The sequence below is a fragment of the Thermobifida cellulosilytica TB100 genome, from assembly GCF_001517975.1.
In the GTDB taxonomy this organism is placed as follows: domain Bacteria; phylum Actinomycetota; class Actinomycetes; order Streptosporangiales; family Streptosporangiaceae; genus Thermobifida; species Thermobifida cellulosilytica.
Window position 1 is genome coordinate 150790 of record NZ_KQ950180.1, and the last position, 20862, is coordinate 171651.

Here is a 20862-nt window from a genome sequence, read left to right on the forward strand (position 1 = left end):
GAAGTTCGGTGTTTCCCGGGCGCGCCGCGGCCGCCGGATCAGAGCGCGTCGACGCGGACCGTGGCGCTCTCGCCGAAGACCCAGTAGTGCCACAGCGAGGCGGTCTCGCGGGTGATGTACCAGAGCTGGGTCTCGCGTTCCCGCACGGCGGGGCCCGAGCGGGCGGGGGACGTGGCGGCCTCGATCCCGAAGTCCTCGGCGATCTCCCGGGAGCGCAGCGAGTGCCAGGGGTCGCTGACGATCACGGCGCTGCGCCAGCCCTGCTCCTCGAAGACCCGCGCGACCAGCTCCAGGCTCTCCAGGGTGTCGCTGCCCTCCCCGATGGGGACGACGCTGTCCTCGGGCAGCCCCTGCTCGACCAGCCAGCGGGCGCCGCTGTCGCCCTCGGTGTAGTTGTCGCCCGGCTGGCTGCCGCCGACGGTGACCACGACGGGCGCCACCCCCTCCGCGTACAGTTCGGCGGCGTGGCTCAGCCGGGCCTCGAAGACCGGGGAGGGGCGGCCGTTGTACTGGCTGGCGCCCAGCACCACGATCGCGTCGGAGGGCGGGCGCTGGTCCTGGCGGGCGGTGTACCAGACCCAGCCCCAGGTGGCGACGGGCAGCAGGACCGCGACGAGCACGAGCAGGGCGAGGGCGCGCAGCACCAGCCGCCCCGGGCGGATCCTGCGGGAGCCCTCGCGGGCGGGACGGCGCAGGGTGCGGGTGTCGCCGGGGTCCCCGGCGCCGAAGGGGTCCTCGGGAACGGCTTCCCGGGGCTCGGGGCGGCGCGGTGCGGGCTCCTCGTCGCGGGCGAACCGCCGGGTGGCCTCGTCCGCGGGGCCGCCGGGGCGGGCGGCCCCGAAGCCGTCCGCGGGCCGGACGAACGTCCTGGCCCGGTCGTCGTGGCCGTCCCGCTCGAACCGGGCGGTGGGCTCGGCGGCGGGGGCGGGCCTGGGGAACACCCGGGTGGCCTCGTCGTCAGGCTCCCCCCGGTTCCCCCTCTCAGGTCCGTCGCCGGTCGCGCGCACTTTCACCCCCTGGCCGATCGAGCACGGTCGTGCGGTACCGCTCCCCGGGGCACGGGCAGGGTCCCTGCCGCGGGTACGGGCGGCCACGGTGCGCCCGTGCGGTCGGCGCCGCCCTGACCGGGGCCGCGCACCGCCGGGACCGGCCCGGATCACGCTTCCCGAGGTCAATGCTATGAGAGGGACACGATCACCACGGCGGTATGTCCACTATCAGCCATTGGCGGGGTTCGGACCCCGGGGGGCGAACCCGGGGCCCGGACGGAGCGTCTAAGCGTCCCCCTGCCGCGGGCTACCGGGCGGCGGCGCGCCCCGCCTCCAGCCGGGCGACGGGCACCCGGAACGGGGAGCAGGAGACGTAGTCCAGCCCCACCTCGTGGAAGAAGTGCACCGAGGCCGGGTCGCCGCCGTGCTCGCCGCAGACGCCGAGCTTGAGGCCGGGCCGGGTGGCGCGGCCCTCCTCCGCGGCGATCCGCACCAGTCGGCCGACGCCGTCGACGTCCAGCGACTCGAACGGGGAGACGCCGAACACGCCCTTCTCCAGGTAGTTGGAGAAGAAGGACGCCTCCACGTCGTCGCGGGAGAAGCCCCACGTGGTCTGGGTGAGGTCGTTGGTGCCGAAGGAGAAGAACTCGGCGCTCTCCGCGATCTGCCCGGCGGTCAGCGCCGCGCGGGGCAGCTCGATCATGGTGCCGATCGGGAAGTCGAGCTCGACCCCGTGGGCCTCGCCGACCTCGCGCATGACCTGCACCGCCTCGTCGCGGATGATCTCCAGCTCCTGGACGGTGCCGACCAGCGGGATCATGATCTCGGGGCGCGGGCGGCCGCCCTGCCTGATCCGCTCGGCGGCGGCCTCGGCGATCGCGCGGACCTGCATGGTGAACAGGCCGGGGACCACCAGGCCCAGGCGCACGCCGCGCAGGCCCAGCATCGGGTTCTGCTCGTGCAGCCGGTGCACGGCCTGGAGCAGCCGCAGGTCGCCCTCGTGCTCCTCGCCGCGGGCCTCGGCCACCGCCACGCGCACCGACAGCTCGGTGATGTCGGGCAGGAACTCGTGCAGCGGCGGGTCGAGCAGGCGCACGGTGACGGGCAGCCCGTCCATGGCCTCGAAGATGCCGGTGAAGTCCTCGCGCTGCAAGGGCAGCAGGGCGGCCAGGGCCTCTTCGCGCTCCTTGTCGGTGTCGGCGAGGATGAGCCGCTCCACCAGGGTGCGGCGGTCGCCGAGGAACATGTGCTCGGTGCGGCACAGGCCGATGCCCTGGGCGCCCATGCGGCGGGCGCGGGCGGCGTCCTCGGGGGTGTCGGCGTTGGCGCGCACATCCATGCGGCGGGCGGCGTCGGCGTACTGCATGAACCGGTGCACCGCGCGGACCAGCTCGTCGGCCTCGGCGGAGTCCGGGTCGAGCTCGCCCTCAAAGTAGCGCACGACCGGGGAGGCCACGACCGGGACCTCGCCGAGGAACACCTCGCCGGTGGTGCCGTCGATGGAGATGACGTCGCCTTCTTCGACCACCCGGCCGTCGGCGGCGACCATGCGGCGGTTCTTGGTGTCGATGTCGAGCTCCTCGGCGCCGCACACGCAGGTCTTGCCCATGCCGCGGGCGACCACGGCGGCGTGCGAGGTCTTGCCGCCGCGGCTGGTGAGGATGCCGCGCGCGGCGATCATGCCCTCCAGGTCGTCGGGGTTGGTCTCGCGGCGGCACAGGATGACGGCCTCGCCGCTGCGGGACCACTTGATGGCGGTGTAGGAGTCGAACACCGCGCGTCCCACGGCCGCGCCGGGGGAGGCGTTCATGCCCCGGCCCAGCCGGTCGCGCTCGGCCTTCTCGTCGAAGCGGGGGAACATCAGTTGGGCGAGCTGGTCGCCGGTGACCCGGCCGACCGCCTCCTCCAGGGTGATCAGCCCCTGGTCGACGAGCTGGTTGGCGATGCGGAAGGCCGCCGCGGCGGTGCGCTTGCCGACCCGGGTCTGCAACATCCACAGCTTGCCGCGCTCGATGGTGAACTCGATGTCGCACAGGTCGCGGTAGTGCGTCTCCAGCTTCTCCATGATGGAGAGGAGCTCCGCGTAGCTCTTGGGGTCGATCCGCTCCAGCTCGGAGAGCGGGACGGTGTTGCGGATGCCCGCGACGACGTCCTCGCCCTGCGCGTTCTGCAGGTAGTCGCCGTAGACGCCCTGCTGGCCGGTGGCAGGGTCGCGGGTGAAGGCGACGCCGGTGCCCGAGTCCATGCCGAGGTTGCCGAAGACCATGGAGCAGATGTTGACGGCGGTGCCCAGCCCGCCGGGGATGCGCTCCTGGCGGCGGTAGAGGACGGCGCGGGGCGCGTTCCAGGACTGGAAGACGGCCTCGATGGCCAGGCGCATCTGCTCGCGCGGGTCGGTGGGGAACTCCGCGCCGGTCTCCTCCCGCACGATGTCCTTGAAGGTCTCGACGAGTCCGGCCAGGTCGTCGGCGTTGAGGTCGAGGTCGCTGGTGACCCCCTTGCCGGCCTTGAGCACGTCGATGGCCTCCTCGAACAGCTCGCCGTCGATGCCCAGGACGGTCTTGCCGAACATCTGGATGAGGCGGCGGTAGGAGTCCCAGGCGAAGCGCTCGTTGCCGGACTGGGCGGCCAGCCCCTTGACCGAGTCGTCGTTGAGGCCGATGTTGAGGACCGTCTCCATCATTCCGGGCATGGAGAACTTGGCGCCGGAGCGTACGCTCACCAGCAGCGGGTCGTCGGGCTGACCCAGGCGCTTGCCCATCTTCGCCTCGAGCGCGGCCAGCTTCTCCTCGATCTCGGCGTCCAGCCCCGGCGGCATCGTGCCGTGCTCCAGGTAGTGCCGGCACGCCTCGGTGGTGATGGTGAACCCCGGGGGGACCGGGAGACCGAGGTTGGTCATCTCGGCGAGGTTCGCACCCTTACCCCCGAGGAGGTCCTTGAGGTCCTTGTTCCCCTCGGCGAATTCGTAGACGTACTTGGGCACGGGAACTCCTTTTGTCACGGCCGGGCGACCTGGGATGGCGCGACTTTACCCGACACCGTCCAGCAACTTTGCTCAGCACACCCCCCATTCTAGTGTTTACGCAGGTCAGAAGCTGTTGAGTGGTTTAAACCAATGGTCTGTCTGTTCTGTACTGATTCATACCCCGAACCCCTCCGCCAGCCGTCGCCAGTGACCCTCAGAACCAGAGGTCAGAGCAGATCTAGACCACTCACCCCCGCAGCTACCCCCGGAACTGGTCCACAACACCACCCGACACCCCCGGAATGTGCCCAGCGCCACAGTTGTACCAATGAGTAACCTACGTAGGCGTAAGTTACTCTCCAGACAGAAGGCCCACGGGCGTCCGGAGATTCAGAGGCGGCGAAGAAGAGCGTGACCGTGCAGTCTGAGGACCGATCCAGAGCAGAGAACCCGCACGTCTCCCCCGACACCACCGGGCCGCTGGACCGGGTCGAGGCGGCAGCGTCCGACCTGCTGCACGCGGCCAAGCCCCGCCTGCGCGGCTGGCTGCACCTGGGCACCGCCCCCCTGGCCCTGGCGGCGGGGATCGTCCTGGTCTGCTTCGCGCCCACCGCCGCCGCCCGGTTCGCCAGCGCGGTCTACGGCCTCAGCGCGGTCCTGCTGTTCGCCACCTCGGCCACCTACCACGTGGGCCGCTGGTCGCCGCGGACCGCGGCCGCGCTGCGCCGGATGGACCACTCCAACATCTACCTGATCATCGCCGGCACCTACACGCCGTTCGTGCTGCTGGTGCTGGAGGGCTCGCTGCGCACCGCGATGCTCGCGCTGATCTGGGGCTGCGCCGCCGCCGGGGTGCTGTTCACGATGTTCTGGCTCAACGCCCCGCGCTGGCTGTCCACCGCGCTGTACCTGGCCCTGGGCTGGGTGGCGCTGCTGTTCCTCGGCGACCTGGTCCGGGGGGTCGACACCGCCCCGCTGGTGCTGGTCCTCGCCGGCGGCATCCTCTACAGCCTGGGCGCGCTGGTCTACGCCCTGAAGCGCCCCGACCCCGCGCCGCGCTGGTTCGGCTTCCACGAGATCTTCCACGTGCTGACCATCGCGGCCTTCGTCTGCCAGTACGTCGCGGTGTTCCTCGTTGTCCACGCGGCGGGCTGAGGCGGCCCGGAACAGGGGAGGGGCCCCGGACCGCGCGGTCCGGGGCCCCTCCCGTGCCGGTCTGCGGGTCAGCAGCCGGGCAGCCGCTCCCACAGGTACTGCTCGACCCGGTCCAGGGAGATGCGCTCCTGGGCCATGGAGTCGCGCTCGCGCACGGTGACCGCGTTGTCCTCCAGGGTCTCGAAGTCGATCGTCACGCAGAACGGGGTGCCGATCTCGTCCTGGCGGCGGTAGCGGCGGCCGATCGCGCCGGCGTCGTCGAACTCCACGTTCCACCGCTTGCGCAACTGCGCGGCCAGGTCGCGGGCCTTGGGCGACAGGTCGGCGTTGCGCGACAGCGGCAGCACCGCCGCCTTGACCGGGGCCAGGCGCGGGTCGAGCCGCATGACGACGCGCTTCTCCATCTTGCCCTTGGCGTTGGGCGCCTCGTCCTCGGAGTAGGCGTCCAGCATGAAGGTGAGCATCGCCCGGTCGACACCCGCCGCGGGCTCGATGACGTAGGGGACGAACCGCTCGTTGTTCTCCTGGTCGAAGTAGGACAGGTCGGTGCCCGACTTCTCCGAGTGCGTGGACAGGTCGAAGTTGGTGCGGTTGGCGATGCCCTCCAGCTCGCCCCACTCGCTGCCGACGAAGTTGAACCGGTACTCGATGTCGACGGTGCGCTTGGAGTAGTGGGACAGCTTCTCCTTCGGGTGCTCGTACAGCCGCAGGTTGTCCTTGTTGATGCCCAGGTCGACGTACCACTGCATGCGGGCGTCGATCCAGTACTCGTGCCACTCCTCGTCGGTGCCGGGCCGGACGAAGAACTCCATCTCCATCTGCTCGAACTCGCGGGTCCGGAAGATGAAGTTGCCCGGGGTGATCTCGTTGCGGAACGACTTGCCGATCTGGCCGATACCGAACGGGATCTTGCGGCGGGCCGACTGCTCGACGTTCTTGTAGTTGATGAAGATGCCCTGGGCGGTCTCGGGGCGCAGGAACGCCAGCCCGCTCTCGTCCTGCACGGGGCCCAGGTAGGTGCGGAGCAGGCCGTTGAACATGCGCGGCTCGGTGAAGGCGCCCTTGGCCCCGCAGTTGGGGCAGTTCAGGTCGGCCAGGCCCCCGGCGGGCTCGCGGCCGTGCTTGGCCTCGTACGCCTCGGCGAGGTGGTCGGCGCGGAAGCGCTTGTGGCAGGACTGGCACTCGGTGAGGGGGTCGACGAACGCCTCGACGTGCCCGGACGCCTCCCAGACCTCACGGGCCAGGATGACACTGGAGTCGATGCCGACGACGTCCTCGCGCTCCTGGACCATCGCGCGCCACCACTGGCGCTTGATGTTGTTCTTCAGCTCCACGCCCAGCGGGCCGTAGTCCCATGAGGCACGCAGACCTCCGTAGATCTCGCTGGACGGGTAGACCAGTCCACGACGCTTGGCGAGACTGACGAGGGTGTCCATTGCCTCTGACTTGGCGGCCATAGTTGTTGTCTCCATCCATCCGGCTGGCGGTCGGCGGATCGCGGGAAGGCGCGACGCTCGAAGTGGATACAGCTCCCCAAGCCTATTGGACCCGCAGACGTCTTCGCTCATCCGGTGATGTGACCGTTTTCCGCGGTCACCGGGGTGCGGGCCGCCGGGCCGCCCCGGGGCCTCAGCCCGCCGCGGGGGGCTGCTCCGCCAGGACCTCGAAGGCGCTGGCCTCGTCGTGGGCGGTGGACAGCAGCGGCACCGCGGAGACCTTGACGTCGAAGTCCGACAGCGCCCGGCGGTAGAAGCCCGGCCCCTCCCACTCGGTGACGAGCGTCCACAGGGCGGGGTCGTCCACGGCGCGCGCCAGCGACCCCCGGCGGTAGCCGGGCCTGCGGGCCAGGGCCTCCAGCGCGGTCGCGGCGCGGACGGCGAAGTCGTCGGCGTCCTCGGGGGGAACGGTGTGCCTGGTGATGACGATCACCCGGCCATGCTGCCACAGCGGCGGCGCAGGCGGGCACCCGCCGGCCTTCCGGGGCCCTCATCCGCCGTCGACGGCGGCGCGCCACAGGGGGGCGCAGTCGGGGTGTTCGGCCGGCTCGGGCCAGCGCTCGGGAACCGGAGGGCACGGGCGCAGCGGCGGGTTGCGCCACCGCAGCGCCCCGGGGGTGACCGTGGTCCCCCGCTCGTCCCACCCGGTGTGCTCGCACAGGGAGTGCGGGGGGCGCAGGCACAGTCCCCCCGACAGCATGTGGTGGTACCACCAGCCGACCGCCCAGAGGTTGCGCGGACCGGCCTCGGCCGCCATCTTGGGCATGTCGCTGCCGTAGCGTTCGATGTCGACGCCCCGGGCCGCGCACCGCTCCATGGTCTCCACGGCGGGGCGGTCCATCCCCTCCCAGGCGCGCCGCCAGGTCCCCCAGACCCAGCACTCGGCCTTGCCGTCGAAGTAGGGGCGTCCGTCCAGACCGTCGGGGGTGATCCGCGGGTGGGTCCACGCGGTCACGCTCATCACCCGCGGGTCGTCGGCGTAGTGCTCGAGCGCGGCGGTCAGGTAGGTGTAGGCGCCCTGCTGGCACACCAGGTCGTCCTCGACGAAGATCGCGGCCTCGTACCGGTCCAGCACCCGGCTCGCCCCGTCCACCACGGAACGCCCCAGCCCCAGGTTGACGGGGCGCTCGTGGACCTCCACCGGGCACCACGACACCTCACGCAGCAGGCGCCGGACCTGCGTGACACCGGGGACGTCCCCGGTGTCGCGCGGACCGTCGCTGAAGGCGATGAGGAGCGGGACCCCGTCGGCCCGCAGCGCCGCCAGGGTCTGCTCCAGCAGGTCCGGGCGGCGGAAGGCGAAGACGACGACGGGGACGGTCACGGTGCGAGGGCCGATCCGGTGCGCCGTTGCAGGTGCCGCAGCAGCACGTCGACGGTGGCTTTCTTGTGCACCCGGCAGGTCCGCGTCTCGGCGACGTCGAAGCGGCCGGTCTCGAAGAACTTGTTCGACGGGGACCCGCCCCCGCAGAACGCCCAGTAGTCGCACGTCTCCCGGCACTTCTGGACGCCGGCCGCGATCTCGTCGCGGACCCCCCGGAAGGTGGGGTGCTCGAGCATCTCGTCCAGGGGCCGGTCCACCAGGTTCCCCATCGCGAACCCCGCACCGTCGGCCGCACGCGCGGTGACCAGTTCGGGGCAGAAGGTGCTGACGTTGCCCAGGTGGTCCACGTTGAAGATGTGAAAGGGCTGGTTGGTGGTGTTCACCGGGTCCGCGCCGCCGTAGGCCAGTGCGGCGGTGTTCGTCCACACCTCGCGGATCTTGACGGCTCCCCGGTGGTGCTCCGCACGCTCCAGCAGGCGGGCGAGGAACTCCTCGTAGCGTTCGGTGGAGTCGGCGGAGCCCAGTGACGAGGTGCGGTTGACCCCCTCGATCTCGTCGATGTTGAACCCGACCTCCCTGATCCCGTGGTCGACGAAGAAGTCGTAGAACTCCTCGGGGTGGTCCAGGGTGAAGTCGGTCAGGACGCTGATCGCGCCGAACCCGATCCCCGCCTCCTGGAGCAGCCCGACCCCCCGCATCACCGCGGCGTGCGTGGGACCGCCCCTGCGGGTGGTGCGGACCCGGTCGTGGATGAACGCCGGGCCGTCCACGCTCACTCCCATGCCGACCCGGTGCCGCCGGATGAGATCCACCCAGGCGCCGTCGAGCAGTGTGGCGTTGGTCTGGAAACCGTGCTGGACCCGCCGCCCGTGGCGCTCGGCGGCACGGGCGGCGGTCTCGAAAGCCTCCTCGTAGAATTCCCGCGGCATCGCCAGGGGTTCACCGAGGTGCCACAGGAACACCACTGAATCCCCGACCAGTGAACTGGAGAGAATTCCCGAACACACGGCGCGCAGTACTTCCGGGCGCATTTTCACGGTCCGGTGGCGTTCGGGAAGATAGCAGTACGAACAGTCGAGATTGCAGAAGGTCGTCGGCTGGAGGACGACCAGCGTCCGCCGGGGTTCCGCCGCGGGCGCGTCAGGGGTTTCTACTCGTACCACTGCGTGAACTGCACCCAGTCCGACCATTCCTGGACCGCCGTCTCGCCGGTCGGGGAGACGCGCGCGGGAAGCAGTTCGGCGAGCAGTCCGGAGTTTTCGGGGGCGCCCAGCGCCTCCCGCAGTTGACCGATTCGTGCGGCCATCGGCAGAGGGGAGCCTTTGGGCTCAGGGAACACAGCCATCGGGGTCTCACAATTCTCCGGTTCCGGGGACACCGTTCAGTCTAGGTCCCGGTGCCGCAGCGCAGAAGGTCAAGGCCCGAAGAAATTTTCTCCAGAGGATTTTTCATTCTTTTTGATGAAGATCTCCGAGGACGCGCCGGGGCGCGGGCCCCGGCGGAGGGGCGGGGACGGCGGCCCGCACGGCCGGGGCGGGCGGCGCCGGACTCAGTACTCTTGGACCGTCGCCCCGAACGCCGTGGAGGAGAGCCGGGTTGTCCCCCGAACAGCACCGTCCCGAGCCCGCCGACCGCCGCTCCCCGGCGGGGGAGCCGTCCGCCCCCGGAGCGTCCCGTCTGCGCCGCACGGTCGAGGAGCGCAGCGCGGTCCCGCTGCTGGTCCTGCACAACGCACCCAGGTGGGTGCTGCCGGTGGCGGTGGTCGGGGTGTTCTTCTCCGGCCTGCTGCTGCCCGGGATCGCGGGCGCGCTGCTGCTGGTGCTGCTGGCCGCCTTCTTCGCCTGGCTGGGCTACCTGGCCTGGCCCCGGCTGTCGGGGGCCGAGCGGGCCATGCGGTGCGCGGTGGTGGCGGTGCTGCTCGGCCTCGGGGTGCTCCAGTCCGGGATGTTTTGACAATCATTTTCGTTTTCGCGACACTGGAGTAGTGTCGTCATCCACACAGCCCGCCGCACCCGCCGCACCCGTCGTTCCCGCCTTCGCCGCGCACGACGTCGTCGTGTCCTACGACCGCAGACCCGTGGTGCGCGGCGTCTCCTTCGAGATCGCCCCGGGCGAGACCGTCGCCGTCATGGGCCCCAACGGGTCGGGCAAGTCCACCCTGACCCGCGCCCTGCTCGGCCTGGTCCCGCTCACCTCCGGCCGGGTCTCGATCTGCGGCACCCCGCTGCGCCGCTTCCGCGACTGGGCGCGCATCGGGTACGTGCCGCAGCGGCTGTCCGTGGGCGGCGGCGTCCCCGCGACCGTGCGCGAGGTGGTGGCCTCCGGCCGGATCAACCGGCGCCGCCGGTTCCGTCCCGCCTCCGCGCGGGACCGCGCGGCCGTCTCCGACGCCCTGGCCGCCGTGGGCCTGCTCGACCGCGCCGACGACTCCGTGTACGGCCTCTCCGGCGGCCAGCAGCAGCGCGTGCTCATCGCGCGCGCCCTGGCCGGGGAGCCCGACATCTTCGTCATGGACGAGCCCATGGCCGGCGTCGACGCCGCCAACCAGCAGGCGCTGGCCCGCACCCTGGAGGCGCTGTCGCAGCGGGGGGCCACCGTCCTGCTGGTCCTGCACGAACTCGGCCCGCTCCAGCCGCTGATCGGCCGCGCGCTCACCCTGGACAACGGCACGCTGGTCGGCGACGGCGCGCCGCACTCCCCCGAGGGCGACTGCGCCGCTCCCGGCCACGACCACGTCCACCCGCACGCCGACGCCGACCGGAGGCCGTCGGCCCTCCCCGTCGTCGAGGTCCCCCGCAGTGCCTGAGATCCTCCAACTCGACTTCATGGTCCGCGCCCTCGTGGCCTCCGCGCTGGTGGGCCTGACCGCCCCGGTCATCGGGGTCTTCCTGGTGCAGCGCCGCCTGGCCCTGCTGGGCGACGGGATCGGGCACGTCGCCCTGACCGGCGTGGGCCTGGGGTTCCTCACGGGCAACTCCCCGGTGCTGACCGCACTGGTCGTCTCCGCCCTCGGGGCGGTCCTCATCGAGCTGGTGCGCACCCACACCCGCACCAGCGGCGACCTCGCCCTGGCGCTGCTGTTCTACGGCGGCATCGCCGGGGGTGTGTTCCTGACCGGGCTGGCCCCGGGGGTCAACAGCGCCGATCTCACGTCCTTCCTGTTCGGCTCGGTCAGCACGGTGAGCGAGGAGGACGTGCTCGTGGTCGCCCTCCTGGCCGCGGCCGTCCTCGCGGTGATGGGCTACTTCGGGCGGGAGCTGTTCGTCCTGTGCCAGGACGAGGAGGTGGCCCGCGCGCACGGGCTCCCGGTGCGCCTGCTGAGCACGGTGATCGCGGTCGTCGCGGCGGTCACCGTGGTCCTGGCCATGCGGGTCGTGGGGGTGCTGCTGGTCAGCGCCCTGATGGTGGTGCCGGTGGCCGCGGCCCAGCAGCTCGCCCGCAGCTTCCGGGCCACCGTGTGCCTGTCCGTGCTGCTCGGCGTGCTCGCCGCCCTGACCGGGCTGTCCACCGCGTTCTACACCGACACCGCCCCGGGCGCCGCCATCGTGCTGGTCGCGATCGCGGTGTTCGTCGCGGCCGCGGGAGGCGGGATCCTGCTGCGCGGCAGGCGGTCCCGCATCACCCCGGAGGAGGTTTCCCCGCCCGCGGTGGGTACCATTTCCGGGACCGATCCCGGGAGCGTTTCGTCATGAGTACACGTCGCGAGACCGTCCGTCAGGCGCTGCACCGGAGCAGCGGCTTCCGCAGCGCCCAGGATCTCTACGCCACTCTGCGGGCCGACGGCGCCAAGATCGGACTGACCACCGTCTACCGGGCCCTACAGGCTCTCACCGACGCGGGCGAGGTCGACGTCCTGATGACCGACGAGGGCGAGGCCGTCTACCGGGCCTGCGCCACCCCGACCCACCACCACCACCTGGTCTGCCGCTCCTGCGGCAAGGCCGTGGAGATCGAGGGGCCGGCGGTGGAGAGCTGGGCGGACGAACTGGCCGCCCAGCACGGCTTCGTCGACCTCACCCACACGCTGGAGCTGTTCGGCACCTGCTCCGACTGCGCGGCCTCCCGGTCGCAGGACTGACCCGGCGGCGCCTCAGCGCCGGACGAGCGGCTCCAGGTGGGGACGCTTGGGCTGGAGCCCGTCGCCCGAGGAGCGGCCGGTCAGCCGCCGGTGGATCCACGGCACCAGGTGCTGGCGCGCCCACACCAGGTCCTCCTGGCGGGCCCGCCGCCAGGGCTGCGGCGGCTCCGGGGGCCAGGGCTCGTCCCAGTTCCCCTCGGCCGGCACACCGAGCACCTCGCACACCCGCAGCGCCAGCCTGCGGTGCGCCTCCGCGGACAGGTGCAGCCGGTCGCTGCTCCAGGCCCGGCGGTCCTGGAAGATCTTCATGCTCCACAGGTCCACCACCGCGCAGCCGTAGCGGTCGGCGATGGCGCGCAGGTGCATGTTGTAGGTCGCGACCTTGCCCCGCAGGTGCTTCATGACCGGCTGGAACCCGGTGTCGAACCCGGTGAAGACCACCACGTCCGCCCCTGCGTCGCGGAGTCTGCGCACCCCCGTCTCGAAGGCGTCGGCGAGCGCGTCGGGGTCCGATCCGGGGCGCAGGATGTCGTTGCCGCCCCCGCAGAGGGTGACCAGGTCCGGGCGGAGTTCCACCGCGCGGGGCAACTGCTCGGTGAGGATCTGGCGCAGCAGCTTGCCGCGCACGGCCAGGTTGGCGTAGCGCAGCTCGCCCGTGTGCTGGGCCAGGTGTTCGGCGAAGCGGTCCGCCCAGCCGCGGTAGCGGCCGCGGGGGGTGTCCGCGCTGTCCGGGTAGGGGTCGTCGAGGCCCTCGGTGAAGCTGTCGCCGAGGGCCACGTAGGAGAGGATGTCCTTCCCGATCTGAAAGCCGCTCATGGTAGACGATGATGCATCGCGAATCCATGGTTACGCGACAGTAAGTTTCGGGACCGCCGACTCTTGTCGGACTCCTCACACCGTTCCCGGCGGGCCGCGGTGCGGCGCGGACCCGGCTCAGCCGCTCGCTTCGAACTGCTCCTCGGGCCGGTACTTCTCCAGGTCGGGGCGCTTGGCGGTGACCGAGTCGCCGGAGGAGCGGCCGGTCAGCCGCCGGTGGACCCACGGCGCCAGGTGCTCGCGCACCCAGCGCGCGTCCTCGCGCAGCGCCCGCGACCGCGGCAGCGGCTCCGCCTCGGGCCAGGGCTCGTCCCAGCGCTCCTGTGTGGGCACGCCGAGCACCTCGCACACCCGCAGCGCCAGCCTGCGGTGGCCCTCCGCGGACAGGTGCAGCCGGTCGGCGTCCCAGGCCCGCGGATCGGTCAGCACCGCCATGGACCACTGGTCGACCAGGTGGCAGCCGTGCCGGTCGGCGATGGCGCGGATGTTGAGGTAGTAGCGGGCGAACCGGCCGATGAGCCCCCGCATGTACCCGGTGGAGATGTTGACGCCGGTGAACAGCACCACCTCGGCGCCGACCGCGCGCAGCCTGCGCACCCCGATCTCCAGGGCGCGCGCCAGCCGGTCGGGGTCGCCGCCCGGCCGCAGCAGGTCGTTGCCGCCCGCGCTCAGCGTCGCCAGGGTGGGGCGCAGCTCCACCGCGCGGGGCAACTGCTCCTCCATCACCTGGCGCAGCAGCTTGCCGCGCACGGCCAGGTTGGCGTAGCGCACCTGGCCCGAGTACCGCGCCAGGTGCGCGGCGAAGCGGTCCGCCCAGCCGCGCGGCGTGCCGTCGGGGTACCAGTCGCCCACGCCCTCGGTGAAGCTGTCGCCGACGGCCACGTAGTCGACCGGGATCCCGGGGCCGATCGCGCCCATCAGCGCTCCCCCGCGTCCGCGGAGGACGGCGGCGGTTCCACCGGGTTGGGTTCGGCTCCCCCGTAGCGGCGGTCCCGGCTGGCGTAGATCTCGCAGGCGTGCCAGAAGTGCCGCCGGTCGAAGTCGGGCCAGAGCGTGTCGAGGAACACGAACTCCGCGTAGGAGGACTGCCAGAGCAGGAAGTTGGAGAAGCGCTGCTCGCCCGAGGAGCGCACGAACAGGTCCACGTCGGGGATGTCCGGCTGGTACAGGTAGCGGGCGAGCGTGGCCTCGGTGACCCGCTTCGGGTCGAGGCGGCCCGCGGCGACGTCGCGGGCCAGCGCGGCGGCGGCGTCGGCGATCTCGGCGCGGCCCCCGTAGTTGACGCAGAACTGAAGGGTGAGCTTGGTGTTGTGCTTGGTCAGCTCCTCGGCGTCGGCGAGCTCCTTGATGACGCTCTTCCACAGCCGCCCCTGCCGGCCCGCCCAGCGCACCCGGACGCCGCGCGCGTGCAGTTCGTCGCGGCGGCGGCGGATCACGTCGCGGTTGAAGCCCATGAGGAAGCGCACCTCGTCGGGCGAGCGCTTCCAGTTCTCGGTGGAGAAGGCGTAGGCGGACAGGTAGGGCACGCCCAGCTCCAGCGCCCCCTCGATCACGTCGAAGAGGGAGGACTCGCCCGCCTTGTGGCCCTCGGTGCGGGGCAGCCCGCGCTGCTTGGCCCACCGGCCGTTGCCGTCCATGACGATGGCCACGTGGCGGGGGATCAGCTCCCGGGGCAGTTCGGGGGGCCGGGCGCCGCTGGGGTGCGGTCGCGGCGGGACCGGCTCCTGTCGGGCGGTCCGGGACGAGAAGGCGGTGTTGGGACTCACGCACGCTCCACAAGGCGCAAAGATCGGATTCCGTTCTCCAGGTGCCACTGGAGGTAGGCGGCCACCAGGCCGCTGCACTCGGTGCGGTCGCGCTCGGCACTGGCCTCGGCGGTCTCCCAGTCGCCCCGCAGCAGCGCGGCCATCAGCGCCACCGCCGCGGGGGACGGTTTCACCGTGCCTGCGGGACGGCACAGCGAGCACACCATACCCCCGGCGTGCACCGCGAAGTCCCGGTGCGGGCCCTGCGAGCCGCAGCGGGCACATTCTTCCAAAGCCGGGGCATACCCGGCGACAGCGAGGGAGCGCAGCAGGTAGGCGTCGAGGACCAGGCGGGGCTCCCGGACCCCCTCGGCGAGCGTGCGCAGCCCGCCCCACAGCAGCAGGAACTGCCGCAGCGACGGGTCCTTCTCCACGCTCACGATCTTCTCCGCCGTCTCCAGCATCGCGGTTCCGGCGGTGTAGCGCGGATAGTCGGCGACCAGGACGCCGCCGTAGGCGTGCAGGGTGTCGGCCTGGGTGACCACGTCCAGGTTCCTGCCGGTGTAGAGCTGCAAGTCGACGTGGCTGAACGGCTCCAGGCGCGCACCGAAGCGGGACTTGGTACGGCGGACTCCCTTGCCGACCGCGCGGACCAGCCCGGTACGCCGGGTGAGCAGGGTCACAATGCGGTCGGCCTCACCCAGTTTCTGGGTGCGCAGGACGATGCCCTCGTCGCGGTAGAGGCTCACTCTCCCATTGTCGCCGACGCCCTCCACCAGGGCGACCCCGACACCTTTCCCGGATCCGGTCATCGACAACCATGGAACGGATATCGACTGAGTAACACTTTAAGCGCTATTTTCGTCTACGATCATCCCCCAAGGCAGGAGAATCCGACATCCGACCCTTGGGGTCCCGCACACGAACGGAGGCAGGCGAATGCCCGAGGACGAGCTGCCCTCACGCAGCTCCCGGTCGCATCGGCGCCGCGCCCACTCCCGGAAACGACGCGCTTCCCGTCCCCGCCGCCGCTGGCGCGGCCCACTGATCGCCGCCGTGGTCTCCGTCCCCGTGGGGCTGGCCCTGGCCGCCGTCCTGCTGCTCGGCTCGGTGACGCTGCCCAACGGCGACCCGCTCGCCCACGCGCCCGACTCACTGCTCCCCAACGACGCCCTGCCCACCGAGTTCTTCCCCGCGACCGAACCGTCGCAGGGGGCCGCGGAGCCCTCCGCCGCGCCCTCTCCGACCGTCCGGGCCGAGCAGCGGCTCGACGGGGTGGAGACCCGGGCCGAGGTGAGCAACTCCGGCGGCGAGGGCTCGTCCTCCGGGGGCGGCTCCGGCTCCGGTTCCGGCGGCTCCGGGGGAGGCCGCGGCGGGTCGGGCGGCGAGGGCTCGTCGTCCTCCGGCGGCTCCACCGGGTCCATGACCACGTTGAGCGCCCAGGTCTTCCAGCTGGTCAACGAGGAGCGTGCGGAGGCGGGCTGTCCTCCGGTCCGCGCGGACGACCGGCTGACCGCCGCCGCCCAGTTGCACAGCGAGGACATGGACCGCAACAACTACATGTCCCACACGAGCCTGGACGGCCGCTCCCCCGCCGACCGCGCCCGGGCCCAGGGCTACACCGCCTGGTCCGGTGAGAACGTCGCCAAGGGCCAGCGCGCCGAAGAGGTCATGCGCGACTGGATGAACAGCCCTGGCCACCGCCAGAACATCCTCAACTGCAACAACCGCGCCCTGGGCGTGGGCGAGTCCAACGGCGCCTGGACCCAGATGTTCGGCCGGGAGTGACCGCCGCCGCGTCCGGCGGCGCCACCGGTCCGGTGAACGCGAACGGCCGGGCGCGGTGCGGGAAGCCCCGCACCGCGCCCGGCCGTCGTCGTGGGATCAGCTCTGGGCGCGGTTGATCGCGCTGCACACCGCCTTCAGCGAGGCGGTGGTGATGTTGCTGTTGATCCCCACGCCCCACAGGACGCGGCCGTCGACCTCGGCCTCCACGTAGGCGGCGGCGCGGGCGTCGCCGCCCTCGCTCAGGGCGTGCTCGCTGTAGTCCAGCACCCGGACCTTGAGGCCCACGCCGGCCAGCGCGTCCACGAAGGCGGAGATCGGACCGTTGCCGGTGCCGGAGATCTCCCGGATCTCGTCGCGCAGCCGCACGTCCGCGCTGATGCGGTACTCGCCGTCGCCGGTGGTCTCGGAGCGGTGCGCCATGATCCCGACCATGCCCTCGGACAGGTAGGTGTCGGTGAAGATCTCCCAGATGCGCTCGCCGCTGAACTCGCCGCCCTCGGCGTCGGTGTACCCCTGGACGACCCGGGAGAACTCGATCTGCAGGCGGCGCGGCAGGTCGATGGAGTAGTCGCGCTGCAGGACGTAGGAGACGCCGCCCTTGCCGGACTGGCTGTTGACCCGGATGACGGCCTCGTAGGTGCGGCCGACGTCCTTGGGGTCGATCGGCAGGTACGGCACGTTCCACCGGTACTCGTCCACCGGGACGCCCGCCGCCGCGGCGTCGGCCTCCAGCGCGTGGAAGCCCTTCTTGATGGCGTCCTGGTGGGAGCCGGAGAACGCGGTGTACACCAGGTCGCCGCCGTAGGGGTGGCGGGGGCTGACCGGCAGTTGGGTGCAGTGCTCGACGACGCGGCGGATCTCGTCGATGTCGGAGAAGTCGATCATCGGGTCGACGCCCTGGCTGAACAGGTTCAGGCCCAGGGTCACCAGGCAGACGTTGCCCGTGCGCTCGCCGTGCCCGAACAGGCAGCCCTCGACGCGGTCGGCGCCCGCCATCACGGCCAGCTCCGCCGAGGCCACGCCGGTGCCGCGGTCGTTGTGCGGGTGGACCGACAGGCACACGTACTCGCGCCGCGACAGGTTGCGGCTCATCCACTCGATCTGGTCGGCGTAGACGTTGGGGGTGGCGCGCTCGACCGTGGCGGGCAGGTTGAGGATGATCTCGCGGTCCGGACCGGGCTGGTAGACGTCCATGACGGCCTCGCACACCTCGAGTGCGAAGTCCAGCTCGGTGTCGATGAAGATCTCCGGCGAGTACTCGTAGCCGAAGTACTCGGTGTCGCCCAGGTACTGCTCGGCGAACTTCAGCACCTGCCGCGTGCCCTCCACGGCGATGCCCTTGCACTCCTCGCGGTTGACGCCGAACACCACCCGGCGGAACTCCGGCGCGGTGGCGTTGTACAGGTGCACGGTGGCCCGCTTGGCGCCGACCAGGCTCTGCACGGTGCGCTCGATCAGCTCCTCGCGCGCCTGGGTCAGCACCGAGATCTGCACGTCGTCGGGGATGCGGTCCTCTTCGATCAGGTAGCGCACGAAGTCGTAGTCGGTCTGGCTGGCCGCGGGGAAGCCGACCTCGATCTCCTTGTAGCCCATGCGGACCAGCAGGTCGAAGATCTCGCTCTTGCGCCGGGCGTCCATGGGCTCGATCAGCGCCTGGTTGCCGTCACGCAGGTCGGTGGAGAGCCACCGGGGGGCCTTGGTGATGGTCTTGGAGGGCCAGGTGCGGTCGGGCAGGTCGACCGGCTTGAACGGCTGGTAGCGGTGGAAGGGCATGCCACTGGGCTTTTGCTGCGGAATCATGGAAGGAAAGCTCCGAAAAAGATCTCTTGCGGTCGTGCGGCCGACAGCGGACAGGTCGAACCTCCGCGGCGAGGGAGCCGGCCTATCGGCCCCCGCCGCGGCCGCTAAGCAGGAGCAGCTCGCGCAGCATGACAGCAGTAACGTTAGCAGACTGTTCCCACAGGCGCGGCAGCAACCCCCGCCCTCCGAGGCTACTCATCCGCTCCGGTGGTCGGCGCCACCGCGTCTGCGCAGGCAGCCGCTGTCGGGAACACCACGTTCCCCGCACCCGCCCCGCGGCCACGGAATCGCCCGCCGCACTTCCGCATGACGGATGCCGACTTCTACACTTCGGAAGGACACCGGGCCGCCGCCGTCCCCGCCCCGGCGGGCGCACAGGCGCGGACCGGTGGGGTTTTACCCGCGCAACACGGGCGCGGTACCCGCGGACCGGCCCCCGGGTATCCCACAATGAGGGTCCCGAGAACTCATGTGGCCGTCACCCGGTCGGTCACGGCGATGGGAGCTGATTCCTTTGACCACGTCACAGACAGCTACCGGTGGCGCCGGACTCGACGACATGAACGGGACCCCCGTCGCCCCGGCCAAGCGGGAGCGCGGCGGGGTGCAGTCTCTGGACCGTGCGTTCGCCCTGCTGGAGATCATGGCCGAGGCGGGCGGGGAGACCTCGCTCAGCGAGCTCGCGCACTCCTCGGGGCTGCCGCTGCCCACGATCCACCGCATCGTCCGCTCCCTGGTGGGCAACGGCTACGTGCGCCAGTTGCCGTCGCGCCGCTACGCCCTGGGGCCGCGCCTGATCGGCCTGGGCGAGAGCGCCTCCCGCCTCCTGGGCGCCTGGGCGCGCCCGCACCTGGCGCACCTGGTGGACGAGCTCGGCGAGACCGCCAACCTGGCCATCCTCGACGGCGACCGGGTCGTCTACGTGGCGCAGGTGCCCTCGGCCCATGCGATGCGCATGTTCACCGAGGTCGGCCGCAGGGTGCTGCCGCACTCGGCGGGGGTGGGCAAGGCGCTGCTCGCGCAACTGCCCGAGGAGGAGGCGCTGGCCGTGGTGCGCCGCACCGGGATGCCCGCGGCCACCGACCGCACCATCACCACCCCGGAGGAGTTCGCCGCCGAACTGGCCCGCGTGCGCAGCCGCGGCTACGCCATCGACGACGGGGAGCAGGAGGTGGGCGTGCGTTGCCTGGCCGTGCCGATCCTGGGCGGCCCGGCGATGATGGCGATCTCCATCTCCGGCCCGGAATCCCGGATGACCTGGGATTTCGTGGCCAAGGCCGCACCCGTGGTGCGCCGGGTGGCCCAGGAGCTGGCCGACGACCTCAACCAGCAGTCCTCCGGCTGACCGCTCAGACCTGCTGGTCGAAGCCGAGGCGGCGCAGTTGCTTGGGGTCGCTCTGCCAGTCCTTGGCGACCTTCACCCGCAGGTCCAGGTAGACGCGGCTGCCCAGCAGCGCCTCGATCTGCCTGCGCGCCCGGGTGCCGACCTCACGCAGCCGGGAGCCCTTCGCGCCGATGACGATCGCCTTCTGGCTGGGGCGCTCCACGTACAGCGAGGCGTGGATGTCGATGAGCTCGCGTCCGGGCTTGGTGCCCGCGCGCGGCGCCATCTCGTCGACCACCACCGCGATGGAGTGCGGCAGCTCGTCGCGCACCCCCTCCAGGGCGGCCTCCCGGACCAGTTCGGCCACCAGCATCTCGTCGGGCTCGTCGGTGAGGTCGCCGTCGGGGTACAGCGGCGGCCCCTCCGGCAGGTGGCCGCAGAGCACGTCGGTGAGCTCGCCCAGTTGGAAGCCGCTCTCGGCGGAGACCGGCACGATGTCGGCCCAGTCCCCCAGCCGGGAGACCGCCAGCAACTGCTCGACGATCTGCGCCCGCTCGGCCTTGTCGGTCTTGGTGACGATCGCGACGACCGGGGTCTCCTTCTGCTGGGCGAGTTCCCGGGCGATGTAGGTGTCGCCGCGTCCGATGGGCTCGTCGGCGGGGATGCAGAACCCGATCACGTCGACCTCGACCAGGGTGGAGCGCACCAGGCTGTCCAGCCGCTCCCCCAGCAGGGTGCGCGGCTTGTGCAGGCCCGGGGTGTCCACGATGATCAACTGCGCGTCCGGGCGGTGCACGATGCCGCGCACGGTGCGCCGGGTGGTCTGCGGCCGGTTGCTGGTGATCGCCACCTTCTGCCCGACGAGGGCGTTCATCAGCGTCGACTTGCCCACGTTGGGGCGTCCGACGAAGCAGACGAAACCGCTGCGGTAGCCCTCCTTGCCGGTGGGCATCGGAAGCGGCGGGGTGCTGTCGAGATCGTCCATGGTCTCCAGTCTCACCGGTTCACGCGACCGTTCACGCCTGCTCCACCTGGACGGGGGTGCCGTCGGGCGCGGCCAGCAGCAGGGTCGCGGCGCCGAGGTCGGCCGCCACCGCGCGGTCGGCCGCCGTCCACTCCGCGGCCTCGCCCACCACCGCGGCCGCCTCCAGGCGCTGCGCGCCGCTGGAGACCGCGGCCGCCACGGCGGCCTGTAGGGCGCTGAGCTGAAGCGACGGCAGGGCGACGGTCGTGGCCACGTAGGTGCGGCCCGTCTCGTCGCGCACCGCCGCGCCCTCGGCCGCGCCGTTGCGGGCGCGCGAGGAGCGGGCCAGGGTGATCAGCTTGGCGTCCTCGGGGTCCTGGATGTCGTGGGTGGTCTCGCTCACGGAAAACTGCCTCCT

Annotated in this window: 21 protein-coding genes; 7 read left to right on the forward strand and 14 right to left on the reverse strand. The window is 71.7% G+C overall.

The features are described 5' to 3' along the window. Positions 1–38 precede the first annotated feature (38 nt). Positions 39–1013 carry a YdcF family protein gene (locus AC529_RS00690; protein ID WP_068752992.1) on the reverse strand — a complete coding sequence of 325 codons (975 nt, stop codon included), beginning with the start codon at positions 1011–1013 and terminating at the stop codon, positions 39–41. A 283-nt stretch (positions 1014–1296) separates the two neighbouring features. Then, the gene (gene ppdK, locus AC529_RS00695) at positions 1297–3972 is read right to left on the reverse strand and encodes a pyruvate, phosphate dikinase (RefSeq protein ID WP_068752993.1); all 2676 of its coding nucleotides are present in this window, start codon (positions 3970–3972) and stop codon (positions 1297–1299) included. A gap of 462 nt (positions 3973–4434) precedes the next feature. Between ppdK and trhA the strand changes: the two genes are divergently transcribed. Continuing rightward, the gene (gene trhA / locus AC529_RS00700) at positions 4435–5109 is read left to right on the forward strand and encodes a PAQR family membrane homeostasis protein TrhA (RefSeq protein WP_232306598.1); all 675 of its coding nucleotides are present in this window, start codon (positions 4435–4437) and stop codon (positions 5107–5109) included. A gap of 68 nt (positions 5110–5177) precedes the next feature. On the opposite strand, the gene AC529_RS00705 is transcribed toward trhA, so the two are convergent. The 5 genes from AC529_RS00705 to AC529_RS19885 all read right to left on the reverse strand — a co-directional run bounded on the left by AC529_RS00705 (position 5178) and on the right by AC529_RS19885 (position 9235). Next, positions 5178–6566 carry a glycine--tRNA ligase gene (locus AC529_RS00705; RefSeq protein WP_198156248.1) on the reverse strand — a complete coding sequence of 463 codons (1389 nt, stop codon included), beginning with the start codon at positions 6564–6566 and terminating at the stop codon, positions 5178–5180. A 172-nt stretch (positions 6567–6738) separates the two neighbouring features. After that, entirely contained in the window at positions 6739–7038 is a 300-nt protein-coding gene (locus AC529_RS00710) for an antibiotic biosynthesis monooxygenase family protein (RefSeq protein ID WP_068752996.1), read from the reverse strand. Between the two features lie 57 nt (positions 7039–7095). Next, entirely contained in the window at positions 7096–7929 is an 834-nt protein-coding gene (locus AC529_RS00715; protein ID WP_068752997.1) for a glycosyltransferase family 2 protein, read from the reverse strand. Further along, a complete protein-coding gene (grrM, locus tag AC529_RS00720) occupies positions 7926–9119 on the reverse strand; it encodes a cyclophane-forming radical SAM/SPASM peptide maturase GrrM/OscB (protein ID WP_083947832.1) in 1194 nt (397 codons plus the stop codon). The genes AC529_RS00715 and grrM overlap by 4 nt, the downstream gene beginning before the upstream one ends. Continuing rightward, positions 9080–9235, reverse strand: coding sequence for a hypothetical protein (locus AC529_RS19885; protein WP_157080017.1), 156 nt, complete (start codon positions 9233–9235; stop codon positions 9080–9082). Before AC529_RS19885 ends, grrM begins: the two co-directional genes overlap by 40 nt. A gap of 290 nt (positions 9236–9525) precedes the next feature. Here AC529_RS19885 and AC529_RS00725 point away from each other — a divergent pair, with 290 nt between their 5' ends. From AC529_RS00725 to AC529_RS00740, 4 genes are read left to right on the forward strand one after another with little or no spacing between them, the layout of a single operon-like run. After that, positions 9526–9882: a DUF6703 family protein gene (locus tag AC529_RS00725; protein WP_068752999.1), complete on the forward strand. Its 357-nt coding sequence runs from the start codon at positions 9526–9528 to the stop codon at positions 9880–9882. A 31-nt stretch (positions 9883–9913) separates the two neighbouring features. Beyond that, positions 9914–10735, forward strand: coding sequence for a metal ABC transporter ATP-binding protein (locus AC529_RS00730; protein ID WP_068753000.1), 822 nt, complete (start codon positions 9914–9916; stop codon positions 10733–10735). Then, the gene (locus tag AC529_RS00735) at positions 10728–11621 is read left to right on the forward strand and encodes a metal ABC transporter permease (RefSeq protein WP_068753001.1); all 894 of its coding nucleotides are present in this window, start codon (positions 10728–10730) and stop codon (positions 11619–11621) included. The genes AC529_RS00730 and AC529_RS00735 overlap by 8 nt, the downstream gene beginning before the upstream one ends. Then, positions 11618–12007, forward strand: a complete 390-nt coding sequence (locus tag AC529_RS00740; protein ID WP_068753002.1) for a Fur family transcriptional regulator — start codon at positions 11618–11620, stop codon at positions 12005–12007. Before AC529_RS00735 ends, AC529_RS00740 begins: the two co-directional genes overlap by 4 nt. A 12-nt stretch (positions 12008–12019) precedes the next feature. Here the strand turns inward: AC529_RS00740 and AC529_RS00745 are convergent, their stop codons facing one another. The 4 genes from AC529_RS00745 to recO all read right to left on the reverse strand — a co-directional run bounded on the left by AC529_RS00745 (position 12020) and on the right by recO (position 15317). Then, complete coding sequence (locus AC529_RS00745) at positions 12020–12823, reverse strand: SGNH/GDSL hydrolase family protein (RefSeq protein ID WP_068753003.1); 804 nt, start codon at positions 12821–12823, stop codon at positions 12020–12022. A 117-nt stretch (positions 12824–12940) separates the two neighbouring features. After that, positions 12941–13741, reverse strand: coding sequence for an SGNH/GDSL hydrolase family protein (locus AC529_RS00750; protein ID WP_068753004.1), 801 nt, complete (start codon positions 13739–13741; stop codon positions 12941–12943). Continuing rightward, the gene (locus AC529_RS00755) at positions 13741–14589 is read right to left on the reverse strand and encodes an isoprenyl transferase (RefSeq protein ID WP_068753005.1); all 849 of its coding nucleotides are present in this window, start codon (positions 14587–14589) and stop codon (positions 13741–13743) included. Before AC529_RS00755 ends, AC529_RS00750 begins: the two co-directional genes overlap by 1 nt. Beyond that, a complete protein-coding gene (gene recO, locus AC529_RS00760) occupies positions 14586–15317 on the reverse strand; it encodes a DNA repair protein RecO (RefSeq protein ID WP_068753006.1) in 732 nt (243 codons plus the stop codon). The genes AC529_RS00755 and recO overlap by 4 nt, the downstream gene beginning before the upstream one ends. Positions 15318–15624: 307 nt before the next feature. On the opposite strand from recO, the gene AC529_RS00765 reads away from it, so the two are divergent. Next, a complete protein-coding gene (locus AC529_RS00765) occupies positions 15625–16356 on the forward strand; it encodes a CAP domain-containing protein (protein ID WP_332307030.1) in 732 nt (243 codons plus the stop codon). A 96-nt stretch (positions 16357–16452) separates the two neighbouring features. Here AC529_RS00765 and leuA read toward each other — a convergent pair whose 3' ends face one another. Then, entirely contained in the window at positions 16453–18156 is a 1704-nt protein-coding gene (gene leuA, locus AC529_RS00770) for a 2-isopropylmalate synthase (protein ID WP_068753008.1), read from the reverse strand. Positions 18157–18760: 604 nt separating this feature from the next. Between leuA and AC529_RS00775 the strand changes: the two genes are divergently transcribed. Next, positions 18761–19501 (forward strand): IclR family transcriptional regulator, encoded by a 741-nt coding sequence (locus AC529_RS00775; protein ID WP_068754342.1) that lies wholly within the window; start codon positions 18761–18763, stop codon positions 19499–19501. 4 nt (positions 19502–19505) lie between these two features. Here the strand turns inward: AC529_RS00775 and era are convergent, their stop codons facing one another. Together era and AC529_RS00785 are read right to left on the reverse strand one after the other, a co-directional pair. Further along, entirely contained in the window at positions 19506–20465 is a 960-nt protein-coding gene (era, locus tag AC529_RS00780; protein WP_068754344.1) for a GTPase Era, read from the reverse strand. 31 nt (positions 20466–20496) lie between these two features. After that, positions 20497–20847, reverse strand: coding sequence for a cytidine deaminase (locus AC529_RS00785; protein WP_068753009.1), 351 nt, complete (start codon positions 20845–20847; stop codon positions 20497–20499). Between the last annotated feature and the right edge of the window lie 15 nt (positions 20848–20862).